The sequence below is a fragment of the Salmonella sp. 2020_1395 genome (genome assembly GCF_043848115.1).
Taxonomy (GTDB): Bacteria; Pseudomonadota; Gammaproteobacteria; order Enterobacterales; family Enterobacteriaceae; genus Salmonella; species Salmonella enterica.
Window position 1 is genome coordinate 43,505 of record NZ_JBCMFH010000012.1, and the last position, 14,044, is coordinate 57,548.

13 protein-coding genes are annotated in these 14,044 nt (G+C 49.5%); 7 read left to right on the forward strand and 6 right to left on the reverse strand.

Annotated features, from left to right (window positions below; genetic code table 11):
* Window positions 1-213 precede the first annotated feature (213 nt).
* Window positions 214-1,047 (forward strand): myo-inositol utilization transcriptional regulator IolR, encoded by an 834-nt coding sequence (gene iolR / locus ACH0WD_RS17990; protein WP_000033840.1) that lies wholly within the window; start codon window positions 214-216, stop codon window positions 1,045-1,047.
* Between the two features lie 50 nt (window positions 1,048-1,097).
* Here iolR and iolT1 read toward each other — a convergent pair whose 3' ends face one another.
* On the reverse strand, window positions 1,098-2,531 hold the full coding sequence (iolT1, locus tag ACH0WD_RS17995) for a myo-inositol import MFS transporter IolT1 (protein ID WP_000107709.1): 1,434 nt from the start codon (window positions 2,529-2,531) through the stop codon (window positions 1,098-1,100).
* Between the two features lie 227 nt (window positions 2,532-2,758).
* Window positions 2,759-2,953, reverse strand: coding sequence for a hypothetical protein (locus tag ACH0WD_RS18000; RefSeq protein ID WP_000667716.1), 195 nt, complete (start codon window positions 2,951-2,953; stop codon window positions 2,759-2,761).
* A gap of 36 nt (window positions 2,954-2,989) precedes the next feature.
* On the opposite strand from ACH0WD_RS18000, the gene iolT2 reads away from it, so the two are divergent.
* A complete protein-coding gene (gene iolT2 / locus ACH0WD_RS18005) occupies window positions 2,990-4,426 on the forward strand; it encodes a myo-inositol import MFS transporter IolT2 (protein WP_000083112.1) in 1,437 nt (478 codons plus the stop codon).
* Window positions 4,427-4,777: 351 nt separating this feature from the next.
* Here the strand turns inward: iolT2 and iolB are convergent, their stop codons facing one another.
* The 3 genes from iolB to ACH0WD_RS18020 are packed head-to-tail and all read right to left on the reverse strand — an operon-like array spanning window position 4,778 to window position 7,435.
* Window positions 4,778-5,587 (reverse strand): 5-deoxy-glucuronate isomerase, encoded by an 810-nt coding sequence (gene iolB / locus ACH0WD_RS18010; RefSeq protein WP_000002010.1) that lies wholly within the window; start codon window positions 5,585-5,587, stop codon window positions 4,778-4,780.
* A gap of 24 nt (window positions 5,588-5,611) precedes the next feature.
* Window positions 5,612-7,117 (reverse strand): malonate-semialdehyde dehydrogenase IolA, encoded by a 1,506-nt coding sequence (iolA, locus tag ACH0WD_RS18015; RefSeq protein WP_000450729.1) that lies wholly within the window; start codon window positions 7,115-7,117, stop codon window positions 5,612-5,614.
* A gap of 15 nt (window positions 7,118-7,132) precedes the next feature.
* Window positions 7,133-7,435 (reverse strand): hypothetical protein, encoded by a 303-nt coding sequence (locus ACH0WD_RS18020; RefSeq protein WP_071591110.1) that lies wholly within the window; start codon window positions 7,433-7,435, stop codon window positions 7,133-7,135.
* 122 nt (window positions 7,436-7,557) lie between these two features.
* Between ACH0WD_RS18020 and reiD the strand changes: the two genes are divergently transcribed.
* The 5 genes from reiD (at window position 7,558) to iolI1 (ending at window position 12,865) form a co-directional block, all read left to right on the forward strand.
* Entirely contained in the window at window positions 7,558-8,382 is an 825-nt protein-coding gene (gene reiD, locus ACH0WD_RS18025; protein WP_000332219.1) for a myo-inositol utilization transcriptional regulator ReiD, read from the forward strand.
* 258 nt (window positions 8,383-8,640) lie between these two features.
* Entirely contained in the window at window positions 8,641-9,561 is a 921-nt protein-coding gene (gene iolE, locus ACH0WD_RS18030; RefSeq protein ID WP_012601329.1) for a myo-inosose-2 dehydratase, read from the forward strand.
* Between the two features lie 18 nt (window positions 9,562-9,579).
* The gene (gene iolG1, locus ACH0WD_RS18035; protein ID WP_000172704.1) at window positions 9,580-10,590 is read left to right on the forward strand and encodes an inositol 2-dehydrogenase IolG1; all 1,011 of its coding nucleotides are present in this window, start codon (window positions 9,580-9,582) and stop codon (window positions 10,588-10,590) included.
* 97 nt (window positions 10,591-10,687) lie between these two features.
* Window positions 10,688-12,031, forward strand: coding sequence for a lysosomal glucosyl ceramidase-like type III secretion effector SrfJ (gene srfJ / locus ACH0WD_RS18040; RefSeq protein WP_000678388.1), 1,344 nt, complete (start codon window positions 10,688-10,690; stop codon window positions 12,029-12,031).
* On the forward strand, window positions 12,032-12,865 hold the full coding sequence (gene iolI1 / locus ACH0WD_RS18045; protein ID WP_000976927.1) for a 2-keto-myo-inositol isomerase IolI1: 834 nt from the start codon (window positions 12,032-12,034) through the stop codon (window positions 12,863-12,865).
* On the opposite strand, the gene ACH0WD_RS18050 is transcribed toward iolI1, so the two are convergent.
* Window positions 12,862-14,028, reverse strand: coding sequence for an MFS transporter (locus ACH0WD_RS18050; protein ID WP_001111174.1), 1,167 nt, complete (start codon window positions 14,026-14,028; stop codon window positions 12,862-12,864). The two genes, iolI1 and ACH0WD_RS18050, sit on opposite strands and share 4 nt — an antisense overlap.
* Window positions 14,029-14,044: the final 16 nt, after the last annotated feature.

The following is a 14,044-nucleotide window of genomic DNA, read 5'->3' on the forward strand; positions in this document are numbered from 1 at the left end:
CGATGCCGCCTGGCTGCGGGCATCGTCCAGTCATAACAATGCTGATCCTGTCGCATTTATGCGGTCAGATTCAGATTGCTCAGAACCCAGCCCGCCAGCAAATTCTGTACTGAAGGTAACCACAGCGCAATTTGAATGTTGTTAACTGTATGTTCAGTTCATTTGTGCTAATATGGTTATTTACGAAATTTTCGTTCTATTAGAGTATCATGCATGTCTAAACATCAAACTCAACTTTCCTTACTGCAGGATGATATCCGCAGTCGCTATGACAGCCTTAGCAAACGTCTTAAACAAGTTGCTCAGTATATTCTGGATAACAGTAATAGCGTTGCTTTTGACACGGTCGCTTCCATCGCGCAACATGCCGATGTTCCCCCTTCGACACTGATTCGTTTTGCTAATGCGTTTGGTTTTAGCGGATTTAATGAAATGAAACAGGTATTTCGCCAGCACCTGATGGAGGAAACAGTAAGCTATACCGAGCGGGCGCGTCTGTTCAGACAGAAAAATGCGGATGAAGGGGAACCTACCCCGGAAAAGCCGGGTGAAATTCTGAAGCTATTTTCAATGGTGAATGCACAGGTATTACAACAATTACCGGTGCAGATTAAAAATGAGCAGTTGGATGCGGCGGTCAATCTGTTAGCGAAAGCCGACAATATTTATGTGATTGGATTACGTCGTTCGTTTAGCGTGGCCAGTTATTTAACCTACGCATTGCGTCATCTGGAGAGACGGGCATTTTTAATTGACGGTATTGGCGGAATGTTCTCTGAACAGCTAAGTATGGTCAGCCCCGACGATGTCGTTATTGCCATCAGCTACTCGCCTTACGCGCAGGAAGTGGTGGAATTAGTCGAGCTTGGCGCGAAACGCGGTGCGCACCATATTGCGATAACCGATAGCCAGGTCAGCCCGCTGGCAGCGTTCAGTGAAGTCTGTTTTGTGGTACGTGAAGCGCAGGTCGATGGTTTCCGTTCTCAGGTCGCGTCCATGTGTCTGGCGCAAACGTTAGCGGTTTCACTGGCGCTGGCGACGGAGTAAAAAAACAAGCCGATGATCGTATTTAGCGATCATCGGCATTGTGGTGAAACTTAATCAGAATAACGTTCGGTTTGAATTGGCTGCAGTTTTTTTCTGCGTTTTGCTAACACTACGCTCTCCATTTTCTCCAGCGAAATGCCTTTTGTTTCCGGCAGGTAACGGCAGATAAAGAAGTAACTGAAGATGCAGCAGATGGCGAATATCCACATTGGAAATGCGCCGTGGAAATGCGAAAGTAAATACGGGTTTTCATTAATCATCGGGAAGAATTGCGAAACTAAAAAGTTTGCCATCCACATAAATCCAACCGAAATACTCATTCCCTGCGACCTCATCCGGTTAGGGAATATTTCAGAAATAAGCACCCATGCGCCCACGCCCCAGGAAAGCGCGTAGAAAATCATAAAGAACAGCATACCGAATAGCGCGAAATAACCGGTTGCCTGGCTGTACAGCGCCCATGAGGTGAGCAACAAGCCGATGATGCTGCCAATAGTGCCTTTACGCATCAGCGACAAACGCCCCATCTTATCCATAATCATTGCGCCAATAATGGAACCGATAAGCTGAATCACGCCGATCCAGATTGTCTGGAACAGGGCCTCCTGGGCGCTACCGGTCACATCCTTAAGGACGATTGGCGCGTAATACATCATGACGTTAACCCCTGTTACCTGTTGCAGCATAGCGATCATGCAGCCCAGAATCAGGATGAAACGCACGTTCCCGTCGCGGTAATTGAGTTTTTGATGGGCGTTTAGTTGGTCATTTTGCAGTGAGGTTTTTATATCGGCAAGAAGATGTCTGGCATGTTCTTCGTTGGATATTTTGGTCAGTATTTTTAGCGTCTCCTCCTCGCGACCAATCATCATCATCCAGCGGGGAGATTCCGGGATTAAAAAGACTAAAATACAGAACAAAATGCAGGGAATAATACCCGCAGCAAACATATAGCGCCAGCCAAGTTCAATGAGCCAGGTATCCGCTGCAATCGATGCTATTTTGTAGTTAACGTAGAAGATCAGAATCTGACCGAAAACGATAGCGAACTGCTGCATACTTAATGCTCTGCCGCGCATGTTTTTCGGTGAGACTTCAGACATATACATCGGTGATACTGTTGCCGCCAGGCCGACTGCCAGTCCACCGATAATGCGATAAATCACAAAATGGGTGAACGTGTAGGAGAGGGAGGTGCCCACTGCGGAAATAGTGAATAACAGCGCTGAAACCATCAATGATTTCTTGCGTCCAAAACGTTTAGATAAATATCCGGCGCTAAACGAACCAATAACGCACCCCACCACAACGCAGGAAACCGCCCAGCCGGTCTCAGCAGGAGATAGATGAAAGTAGCTGGTCAGTGAACCAATTGCACCTGAAATAACAGCAGTATCGTAGCCAAATAATATTCCGCCCAGTGCGGCAATCGCGCAGATGCGTAATATGTAACCCGTATTATAACAACTATCTGATGTGGACATAGGTAGATTATCTCCAGAATAAACTTCATCTATCTGTTTGAATTTAGTGAACAAATAGACAAATTCATCTTATGTCGGTCATTGCCGTAGCTCTGCCGACGATCTTATAGCTATTGAGAACTCTCGTTTCACAACCTATGTTTTAATTTCAAAACGATCAATAATGAAACTTATGTTTTGTTATGGGTATCACATTTCGAATTTCATAATCCTGGCGTTTTTTATCGTTAAGATGCTGCGTTTTGCGCAGTGCTTTCATTTATATTGATGAATTTACTTGATTTTATTGCTTTCGTGACAATGCCTGAACTCAATTTGTCAGGGGCCGTACTTTTTGTTCTTTCCTGGAATATCTCCATTTCGTGATCTTTTGCATGGAATTTTTCTTCTAATGAATGCAAAAATAAAATGAAAAATTTCATTGGTGTGTTGTTTCCTCAACAGGCAAGGGAGGGATTATGTCTCAGAGAAGTAAGTACAATTCGGCCTATGTGTACGTCCTGTGTTGTATTGCGGCGCTGGCTGGATTGATGTTTGGTTATTCAACGGCGGTGATTACCGGGGTGGTATTGCCTTTACAGCAGTATTACCAACTGACGCCAACCGAGACCGGATGGGCCGTTTCCAGTATCGTGATTGGTTGTATCATCGGCGCGCTGGTCGGTGGAAAAATTGCCGATAAACTGGGGCGTAAACCTGCGCTTCTGATCATTGCGATCATTTTTATCGCTTCTTCCTTAGGGGCGGCGATGAGTGAATCGTTCATGATCTTCTCCCTTTCCCGCATTGTGTGTGGTTTTGCGGTTGGGATGGCCGGAACGGCATCCACCATGTATATGTCTGAACTGGCGCCTGCTGAAATTCGCGGCAAAGCGCTGGGCATTTACAATATCTCCGTGGTATCTGGCCAGGTTATCGTGTTTATAGTCAACTATCTGATAGCAAAAGGAATGCCTGCTGATGTGCTGGTTTCCCAGGGCTGGAAGACTATGCTTTTTGCCCAAGTGGTACCCTCCATTGCGATGTTAGCGATTACGCTTTTCCTACCCGAATCACCGGCATGGTGCGCCCGTAACAACCGCAGCCAAGCCCGTTCGATAAAGGTGCTTACCCGGATCTACAGTGGATTAACGGCCACAGATGTGGCCGCTATTTTTGACAGCATGAAAGAAACCGTACGTCCACAGGACAACGTCGCCGGGGGAGAACGCACCAACCTGAAAAGCTCGCCGGTGCTCCGCTATATTCTGTTGGTTGGATGCTGTATCGCCGTTTTGCAACAGTTCACAGGCGTTAACGTAATGAACTATTATGCGCCGCTGGTGTTGCAGAACAGCAGTACCGAAGTGGTTATGTTCCAGACCATTTTTATCGCGGTATGTAATGTGGTGGGCAGTTTTATCGGCATGATCCTGTTCGACCGCTATGGCCGTATACCGATTATGAAAATTGGTACCATCGGCTCAATTGTCGGCCTGTTGATCGCGTCATACGGTTTGTACACCCACGATACAGGCTACATTACCATCTTTGGCATCCTGTTTTTTATGCTGCTGTTTGCCGTCAGCTGGAGCGTTGGCGCATGGGTACTGATTTCTGAGGTTTTCCCTGAAAAGATAAAAGGTTTTGGGATGGGGCTGGCGGTGAGCCTGATGTGGATAGCCAACTTCCTCATCTCACTGTTGTTCCCGGTCATAAATGATAACGCCTGGCTGCAGGAGACCTTCGGCGGCGCTTTCTCGATGTGGATTTTTGTCGTCTTTAATTTGGTCTGCTATGTCTTTATTTCTCGTTATGTGCCGGAAACAAAAGGGGTGCCGCTAACAGAAATTGAACGGCTGGCCGAGAACAAGCTGCGTGAAATTCAGGGGAAACGTCGCGATGTAATAGCCTGATACCTCTCCAATATTAGCGGAGAATATCCAGAGATATTCTCCGCTGGTTACACAACCTTTACTCCCTCCACGAGTGCGCACAGGATATACCCTGTTGAAACCTCCCCAGTGTTTACCACCTCTACGTAACTACTTGATCCATAATAATATCGGCAAATAGGGTAAGTCTTCTTCTGCATCATTATTTTATTGCGTATTCCTGGTGGAGGCCGTGCCGTAAATACGCTATATACAAAACAGGGAAATAATTTAAGAGAAGGCGGATAGCGATCTTATGAGCGTGTGTGGCGCAGAGTTGAATAAAAAAGCCAGCCGCAGAGGACGGCTGGCAAAGTACCACTCAACGAAGTGTTATCGCGGGTAGTCTGGTGAGTTAATCCACGCGTGGTTCTCTTCCCAGGTGAAACGCCATTTTCGTAGCGGGCCGGCCATCACGTTCAGATAGTAGTTATCGTAACCCGCGATGGTGGCAACCGGGTGGTAGCCTTTAGGTACTTTCACTACATCCCGGTTATAGACCGCCATACATTCATCCAGGCTGCGATCGTCGGTGTAGACGCGCTGTAAGCAGAATCCCTGAGGTGGATTGAAACGGTGATAGTACGTCTCTTCCAGATAGGTCTCCTGGCCTTCAACTGCCGTATCGTGCTTGTGCGCGGGCCAGGAGCTGGTATCGCCTTCATTAGTGTACACTTCAACGACTAGCAGGCTGTCGGCGAGCTGGCTATCAGGAAGGATGTTATGCACCAGGCGCTGATTGCGCCCTTTTCCCCGATGCTCTACCCCGACCTCTTGTGGCGAGATCAGACGTACCGGAAGCTCTCCGAATCCCGGCGCGCTGCATACGGCCAGCTCAAGGTCGGTTTCGGCTGTCACTTTCGCCTCCGTATGATGGGGGAGGTAAACCGAATAAGCCGGAATGCGTTCAAACGGACTCATGCGCTGACCAATCCGATAGAAAAAACTGTCGGCGGCCTTAACGCTGGCCAGCCCGGCAACCAGCACCAGACAGCGTTCACGCTCATCGGACGGCAGGGTTATCGACTCTCCAGCCTTTAACTGCCAGACATCAAAACCGACATACTCCCAGCCTGCATTTTGAGGGGAAATGTGTTGGATATTTCCCGACTCAGAGGTACAGGTACTCAGCAAGTTGGCCATAATCTTCTCCTTCCTGAAAGCGTATTAACCGAGAGTCGGCATACTGAACTCCGATACGATCTGCTGTCCGTTCGGCCAACGCGAGGTAACGGTTTTCATCCGGGTATAGAAGCGCACGCCATCCGGCCCATGGACGTTCAGGGCGCCAAACACCGAGCGCTTCCAGCCGCCAAAAGAGTGAAATGCCATCGGAACCGGAACTGGAATATTAATACCGACCATCCCAGCTTCAACCGACTGGGCGAATTCGCGCGCATAGTGACCGTTGGTGGTGAAAATCACGCTGCCGTTGCCGAATTCATGGGAGTTTACCGTGCTAATGGCGGTGGCATAATCCGGGACGCGCACAATTCCGAGAACCGGGCCAAAAATTTCTTCACGCCAGATGGTCATCTCAGGCGTGACGTTATCAAACAGAGTGCCGCCGACATAAAAGCCTTCAGGATATCCCGCCACGCTATAGTTGCGGCCATCCATGACCAGAGTTGCTCCCTCGCTAACTCCTTTGTCGATGTAACCCAACACTTTCTGTTGATGAGCACGTGAAACAACCGGGCCCATTTCATTTTCATCTTTGCCGCGCAGCTCTCCCGGGCCGATACGTAGCGCCGCAATCAGCGGTTTCAGGCGTTCGATCAGACGGTCCGCCGTTTCATCGCCCACCGCGACCACTACCGGCAGCGCCATACAGCGTTCGCCCGCGGAACCAAATGCTCCGCCCATAATGGCGTTGACGGTGGCGTCCAGATCTGCATCCGGCATGACGATTGCGTGATTTTTGGCGGCCCCGAAGGCCTGTACGCGTTTGCCATGGGCGCTGGCGGTGGTATAGATATGTTCCGCGACGGCGGAGGAACCGACAAAGCTGACGGCCTGTACGCGAGGGTCGCTGGTCAACAGGCTAGCCGCCTCATTGCCACAGTGAACAACGTTAAACACGCCGTCCGGCAGGCCAGCCTCCTGCAGAAGCTGCGCCATACGTAACGATGCGGACGGCACCAGTGCAGGCGGCTTCAGGACGAAGGTATTGCCGCAAGCCAGAGCAACCGGGAACATCCACATAGGCACCATTGCCGGGAAGTTAAACGGTGTGATGCCTGCCACAACCCCAAGCGGCTGCATTAATGAAAAGCTGTCAACGCCTGAGCCGACGTTAAAGGAGTACTCTCCTTTGCTGAGGTGCGGGATCCCGCAGGCAAATTCGACAACCTCTATGCCGCGCGTCAGTTCGCCAAGCGCATCTGACCAGACCTTGCCATGCTCGCTGACGATCAGCGCCGCCAGTTCGTCCCGATGCTTTTCCAGTAATACTTTGAATTCAAAAAGGATACGTGCCCGGCGTAGCGGAGTCATTTTACTCCATGCCGGAAAAGCCTCATGTGCGCTTTGAATTGCCGCCAGCATCTCCTCTCGGGTGCTCTGGGTGACCTGACGAATTACTTTACCGGTGGCCGGATTAGTCACCGGTAGCGTCTCGCCGCTGCTGCTCAGTGTCGTTTTACCATGAATAAAATTGCCGACTGTTTCCATCTCTTTTTTATCCTCTTAAACCGATGTTGACGACGTTCTGACTGAGCGGTCACAGGAAAACCTGGTTATCTTCAGCCTAAAACGCATACCGTATTCAATGTAAATTTTAGGATTAAAAATTTCAAATTTATTTTTATGAAATTTTATTTTGAAAATTTGACGGCTGATTTTTATACGAGAGTATGTGCAGTAAGAAATCAAAAATCTAATTAACTTATTGATTTTTATTGTTTTTATTTGGTGTGGTATCAATGGTTGTCTGTTGTGACGAGGAAAGATTTGGAAAAAATTATGATCTATATAGCATTTTTGTTTCATTTGGTGTGGTATAAAAATTCAAATTTCAGAGGTGTTTCGGCACCACAGTTTCGGATATTGGAGGGTAAATCATGCGCTTGTGCTTCTGTCCTTCAGAACGAGAGAATAAGGCTCAGCCCCAGTTGGCGTATGTGAGTCAGGTCAGTGAGAGCAATGGTCCGTTTGTCCGGTTCATGCATATGCACCCACAGACCGTTGAACTGATTCTTATCACCGAAGGAGACGGGGAGTATTTCATTGGCGATCGCATCTACCCGGTTCGTAAAGGCGACCTGGTCATTTATAACAGCCAGGTGGTGCATGATGAGTATCTGGAAAGCGGGCGACCAATTGGCACTATTTGTTGTGGGATTAACAATATTTCGTGTCCGGGTCTACGTGAGAATGCGCTAATACCGGATGATATTGTGCCGGTTATTCCGCTGTATCACCATTATGCGACGGTGGAAAAACTGATGAGCTCCGTGTTTACCGTTATTAATCAGCATGCGGTAGAAGGGCCAGCAATGGCGCAGCTATTGACCCAGGTAGTACTCAAATACATTGAGGGAAATGTCTTATTACGCACAGGTAACGATGCCATACAGCGCCATGAAAATTTACTTGATTCAATAAAATCCTATATTGATCGCAATTTCTATGAGCCAATTCGGCTGGATACACTGGCGACGAAATTTAATGTCAGTCCTTATTATGTTTCCCATGAATTTAAACGCCGCTATGGTTATTCACCGATGGATTACCTGATAAAACGTAGGCTGGGGGAGGCTCAATCGTTACTAACCACGGATGAAGGCGGGCGCGAAAAGATCACCTCTATTGCCTATCGTGTTGGCTTTAGCAACCTTAGTCATTTTCAGAATTACTTCAAAAATAAAGTGGGGAAAACGCCCGGTCAATATCGCAAGGACTATCGTAAAGCTAATTATTTATTATTTGAATATTAATTCTTGCTAAAATTTAATCGTCATGAGAATGGTCGCAATACTGCGGCCATTTTTATTTGTCGGTATATTTTATGCGTTTATCTATAGCGCGAAAAGTCTGGCAATATCATTAAAGAGTGATGATTTTTTTGTGATACCTGACGCATTTATCCCACTTCTTCAACCAGGATAGATAAAGTTTTTCAGGCTACAAAAAGTAATATGTTGTCCATCAAAGGTTAATTTGCATCGCGGTATGCAGTAAAAGCGTTTCATTAAGTGGGAGCCAGCAACATGTACAATGTAAAAAAGAGCATTAAGTTGGGGATTGCGCCTATCGGTTGGCGCAATGATGACATTCCTGAGATTGGTAAAGAAAATACATATAAACAAATACTTAGTGATGCCGCGCTCACCGGTTTTTCCGGGACGGAAGTTGGCGGTTGTTATCCGCAGGATCCTGCTGAGTTAAATAAAGAGTTAATGCTTCGCGGACTGGAAATACCGGGCCAGTGGTTTTCTTCCTTTATTATTCGCGATGGTATTGCATCTGCGATGAATGCTTTTGAACAGCATTGTGCTTATTTGCAGGCAATACATGCATATGTCGCCGTTGTTTCTGAACAAACTTATAGTATTCAAGGCATTATCGATAAGTGCGTTTATACAGAGAAGCCTAACTTCAGCGACAGCGAATGGCAGCTTTTATGCGAAGGACTTAATGCGCTTGGGAAAATTGCCAATGCGCACGGGCTGAAGCTCGCTTTCCATCATCATATGGGCACCGGTGTGCAGACTCTGCCAGAAGTGGATCGACTCATGGAGAATACCGATCCGCAATTTGTACATCTGCTGTTTGATACCGGGCATATATATGTTTCTGACGGCGATGTCATGCCGCTACTGAGTAAACATTTTGATCGTATTAAACACGTTCATTTTAAAGATGTGCGTAATGAAAAACTCAAAGCATGTCGCCTCGCGAAGAAATCATTCCTCAATTCTTTCCTTGATGGTGTGTTTACCGTCCCCGGCGATGGAAATATTGATTTTAAATCTGTATTAGCTTATCTGGTCGGGCATCAATATTCTGGCTGGATTGTTGTTGAGGCCGAGCAGGATCCTAAGAAATATAACCCATTGGAATATGCGCAAAAAGGTAAAAAGCATATTGATGAGTTACTGAAAAATTATCTTTAATTGAAAAGGAAACAGAAAATGACTTTAAAAGCAGGTATTGTAGGTATCGGCATGATCGGCTCCGATCACTTAAGACGTCTGGCCAACACCGTGTCGGGTGTAGAGGTTGTTGCCGTATGTGATATCGTCGCGGGTAGGGCTCAGGCGGCGCTGGATAAGTATGCGATCGAAGCCAAAGATTATAATGACTATCACGATCTGATTAATGATAAAGACGTTGAAGTGGTCATCATTACCGCATCAAATGAGGCGCACGCCGATGTAGCCGTTGCCGCGCTAAATGCTAACAAATATGTTTTCTGCGAAAAACCGTTAGCGGTGACGGCTGCGGATTGTCAGCGTGTGATTGAAGCAGAGCAGAAAAATGGTAAGCGCATGGTGCAGATTGGTTTTATGCGCCGCTACGACAAAGGTTACGTTCAGCTGAAAAATATTATCGACAGCGGCGAAATCGGTCAGCCATTAATGGTTCATGGACGTCATTACAATGCCAGCACGGTGCCAGAATACAAAACGCCACAGGCTATCTATGAAACATTGATTCATGAAATTGACGTTATGCACTGGCTGCTTAACGAAGATTATAAAACCGTTAAGGTTTACTTCCCGCGTCAGTCCAGCCTGGTGACCACTCTGCGTGATCCGCAGCTGGTTGTAATGGAAACCACCTCCGGCATCAATATTGTGGTTGAAGTGTTTGTGAACTGCCAGTATGGCTACGACATTCACTGCGATGTTACCGGCGAGAAAGGAATGGCGGAGCTGCCAACCGTCGCCAGCGCCGCGGTACGGAAAGCGGCGAAGTATAGCACCGACATCCTGGTTGACTGGAAACAGCGCTTTATTGATGCCTACGACATTGAGTTCCAGGATTTCTTCGATCGCCTGAACGCAGGATTGCCGCCGGCAGGCCCAACGTCATGGGATGGTTATCTGGCTGCGGTTACCGCTGATGCCTGCGTGAAGTCTCAGGAAACAGGGAATACCGAGATTGTTGAATTACCCTCAAAACCTGATTTCTACAAATAAACCTTCCGCGTATTAAAACCTTCTGCCGGATAGCGATGCTTAAGCGTCCTATCCGGCATATCACAATTTATTATCTTCTTTTATCCGGAACTTCCCTATGAAAGGCAGACTCATCTCTTCCGATCCGTATCGTCAGCAATTCCTTGTTGAGCGTGCGGTCTCTTTTTCGCATCGTCAGCGTGATTGCAGTGAATTAATCAGCGTCTTACCGCGCCACACGTTACAGCAGATTGACGGATTCGGCGGCAGCTTTACCGAAGGTGCGGGCGTGGTATTCAACAGCATGAGCGAAAAGACGAAGGCGCAATTTCTTTCCCTTTATTTTTCTGCTCAGGAACATAATTACACTCTGGCGCGGATGCCAATTCAGAGCTGTGATTTTTCCCTGGGCAATTACGCGTATGTCGATTCCAGCGCTGACCTGCAGCAGGGACGGCTCTCCTTTTCCCGCGATGAAGCGCATTTAATACCGCTGATTTCCGGGGCGTTGCGGTTAAATCCACATATGAAGCTGATGGCTTCGCCGTGGAGTCCGCCGGCGTTTATGAAAACTAATAACGATATGAACGGTGGCGGCAAGCTGCGGCGCGAATGCTACGCCGACTGGGCCGATATCATTATCAACTACCTGCTGGAATACCGCCGCCACGGCATTAATGTGCAGGCGCTCTCCGTGCAGAATGAGCCGGTGGCGGTAAAAACCTGGGACTCCTGTCTGTATAGCGTGGAAGAGGAGACAGCCTTTGCCGTGCAGTATCTGCGTCCGCGCCTCGCCCGGCAGGGTATGGATGAGATGGAGATCTATATCTGGGATCACGATAAAGATGGCCTGGTGGACTGGGCTGAACTCGCCTTTGCTGACGAAGCTAATTATAAGGGAATTAACGGGCTGGCATTCCACTGGTATACCGGCGACCATTTTTCGCAAATACAGTATCTGGCCCAGTGCCTGCCGGATAAAAAACTCCTGTTTTCCGAAGGCTGTGTGCCAATGGAGAGCGATGCCGGTAGCCAGATTCGCCACTGGCATACCTATCTCCATGACATGATTGGTAATTTCAAATCGGGTTGTAGCGGGTTTATCGACTGGAATCTGCTGTTGAACAGTGAGGGGGGGCCGAATCATCAGGGTAATCTGTGTGAAGCGCCCATTCAATACGATGCGCAAAACGACGTGCTGCGGCGTAACCACTCCTGGTATGGTATTGGCCACTTCTGCCGCTATGTGCGTCCGGGGGCGAGGGTCATGCTTTCTTCAAGTTACGATAATCTTCTGGAAGAGGTGGGATTTGTGAATCCCGACGGCGAGCGTGTGCTGGTGGTGTATAACCGCGATGTCCAGGAAAGGCGTTGTCGGGTGCTGGATGGCGATAAAGAGATCGCGTTAACGCTGCCGCCGTCAGGCGCCAGTACGTTGCTATGGCGGCAGGAGTCGATCTGAATGATGAAGCTGGGATTTAATGAAGCGACCTGTATGCGAAACTCCACGCTGGCACAGGATGTTGTGTTGGCGGAACGTTTTGGCTATGACTACATCGAAATCCGTCTGGATATGTTGCAGGAGTGGTTACAGAAACATACGTTAAGCGAGCTGGCAGACATTTTTGCCGTCGGCCACCTTAAGCCCTGGGGCTACAATTCGCTGGAAGACATTACGTTTTGTGATAGCGAAAGCTGGGCGGAGAAACGGCGGCAGTTGGCTTTCGCCTGCCATGCTGGCTCAGTGGTGGGGGGGGATTGTCTGGTTGTGGTGCCCACCATTCGTCAGGGGGGAAATTTTCCGCCAGGGGAAACGGTGAAAGATTCAGTGAAGCGTCTGCGCGAGATGGCGGCAGTGGCGGAAGAAAGCCAGATGCGGCTGGCCTTTGAGCCGATCGGTTCCGCAGGATGCTGTGTGCGCAGTCTTGCCATGGCGATGGAGATCGTAGATGCGGTCGATCGCAGTAACGTCGGGCTGGTCGTCGATGCCTTTAATCTTTACCTGCACGATCAATGGCGGGATCTGACCACGCTTCGCCAGATCCCTGTGGAAAAGATCTTCGTTTACCATATTGATGACGCCGATAATCTGCCGCTGGCAACGCTGGAGCATTGCCATCGTCTGTTTCCTGGCAACGGCGTGATCCCACTGCATGAGATCACGCATGAGCTAGTGCAGAAGGGCTATGAGGGGATCTGTTCGCTGGAACTGTTTAACCCTGGCTACTGGCAGATGGCGGCCAGCGAAGTCTTTGCGATAGGGGCGGAAAAGACTCGCCCCTTCTTAACAGCTTAATGTTGCCGCAGCAGGAGATGGACAACCGCCGCGCCCAGCAGCGCGCAGGCCGCGGCCAGAAGAAAGACCTGCTGATAGCCGATAAACGGCGTCAGCAGGCCCGCTATTGGTCCGGTAAATCCGTAGGCCAGATCCTGAAACGCTGACCAGACGCCGAGGGCCGTACCACGAATCTCCGGTGGCACTCTGCGCACAACCTCTACGCCCAGCGATGGGAACATCAGCGAACAGCCGCAGCCGGTAATCGCCGCGCCAATCAGCGCAGCGCCTGCTGACGGAGCGGCCCACATTACCGCCAGTCCGGTCCCCTCTACCAGTAGTGAAAAGGTTGCGACCGTGGCGCCGCCGTAACGGTCGGGAAATTTGGCGCAGAAAAAGCGGACAGCGATAAACGCAATGCCAAACAGCGTCATCGCAAAACCGGTGTTATCCCAGTGACGCTCGTTGAACCAGAGGGCGGTAAACGCGCTTAGGGTGGCAAAACCAATGCCCTGGAGCACAAGCCCTGTTCCGGGCCGCCACACCAGGCCGACGACCCGTAGCACTGGCACGCGGGGACGGGCTGTTGGGATATTCCCCGGAATGCCATAGATGACTCCGCTGGCGATGATCGGCAACAGCACGACGAGGAGCGCCGGAAGCGCCAGGCCGGCCCTGGCGTAAAGCGACAGCCCCAGCGGCGCGCCGATAGCCAGCGCACCGTAGGTCGCCATGCCGTTCCAGGAAATAACCTGACCCGCGTGGGTCGAGCCCGCCAGCCACATCCCCCAGGTTAAATTACCGGTCAAAATGAAACTTTCACCGATGCCCAGCAGCACACGACCAACAATCAGTATGGCCCATGCGAGCAGCGGAACCGGGTGAGCGATTAGACTGACCAGCATCAGCAGACCTGATGCGGCGCAGTAGAACTGACCGGTGATAACCGTCCGACGTCCGCCTGACGTGTCGGCTTTTCGACCCGCGGCGCCCCGGGTAAGCAAGGTGGCGATAAACTGGCTGCCTACCGCGATACCGATCAACAGATCGCTCAGATGCAACTGCTGCTGAACGTACAGCGGCAGCATGACTAACGGGATGCCAATAGTCAGATAGTTGAGAAACATCGCGGCGCTGATGCGAAACAGCGTGATCGATGTGGAATGTTGTGTGAGAGCTGGCATGGAATCGTCCTTGAAC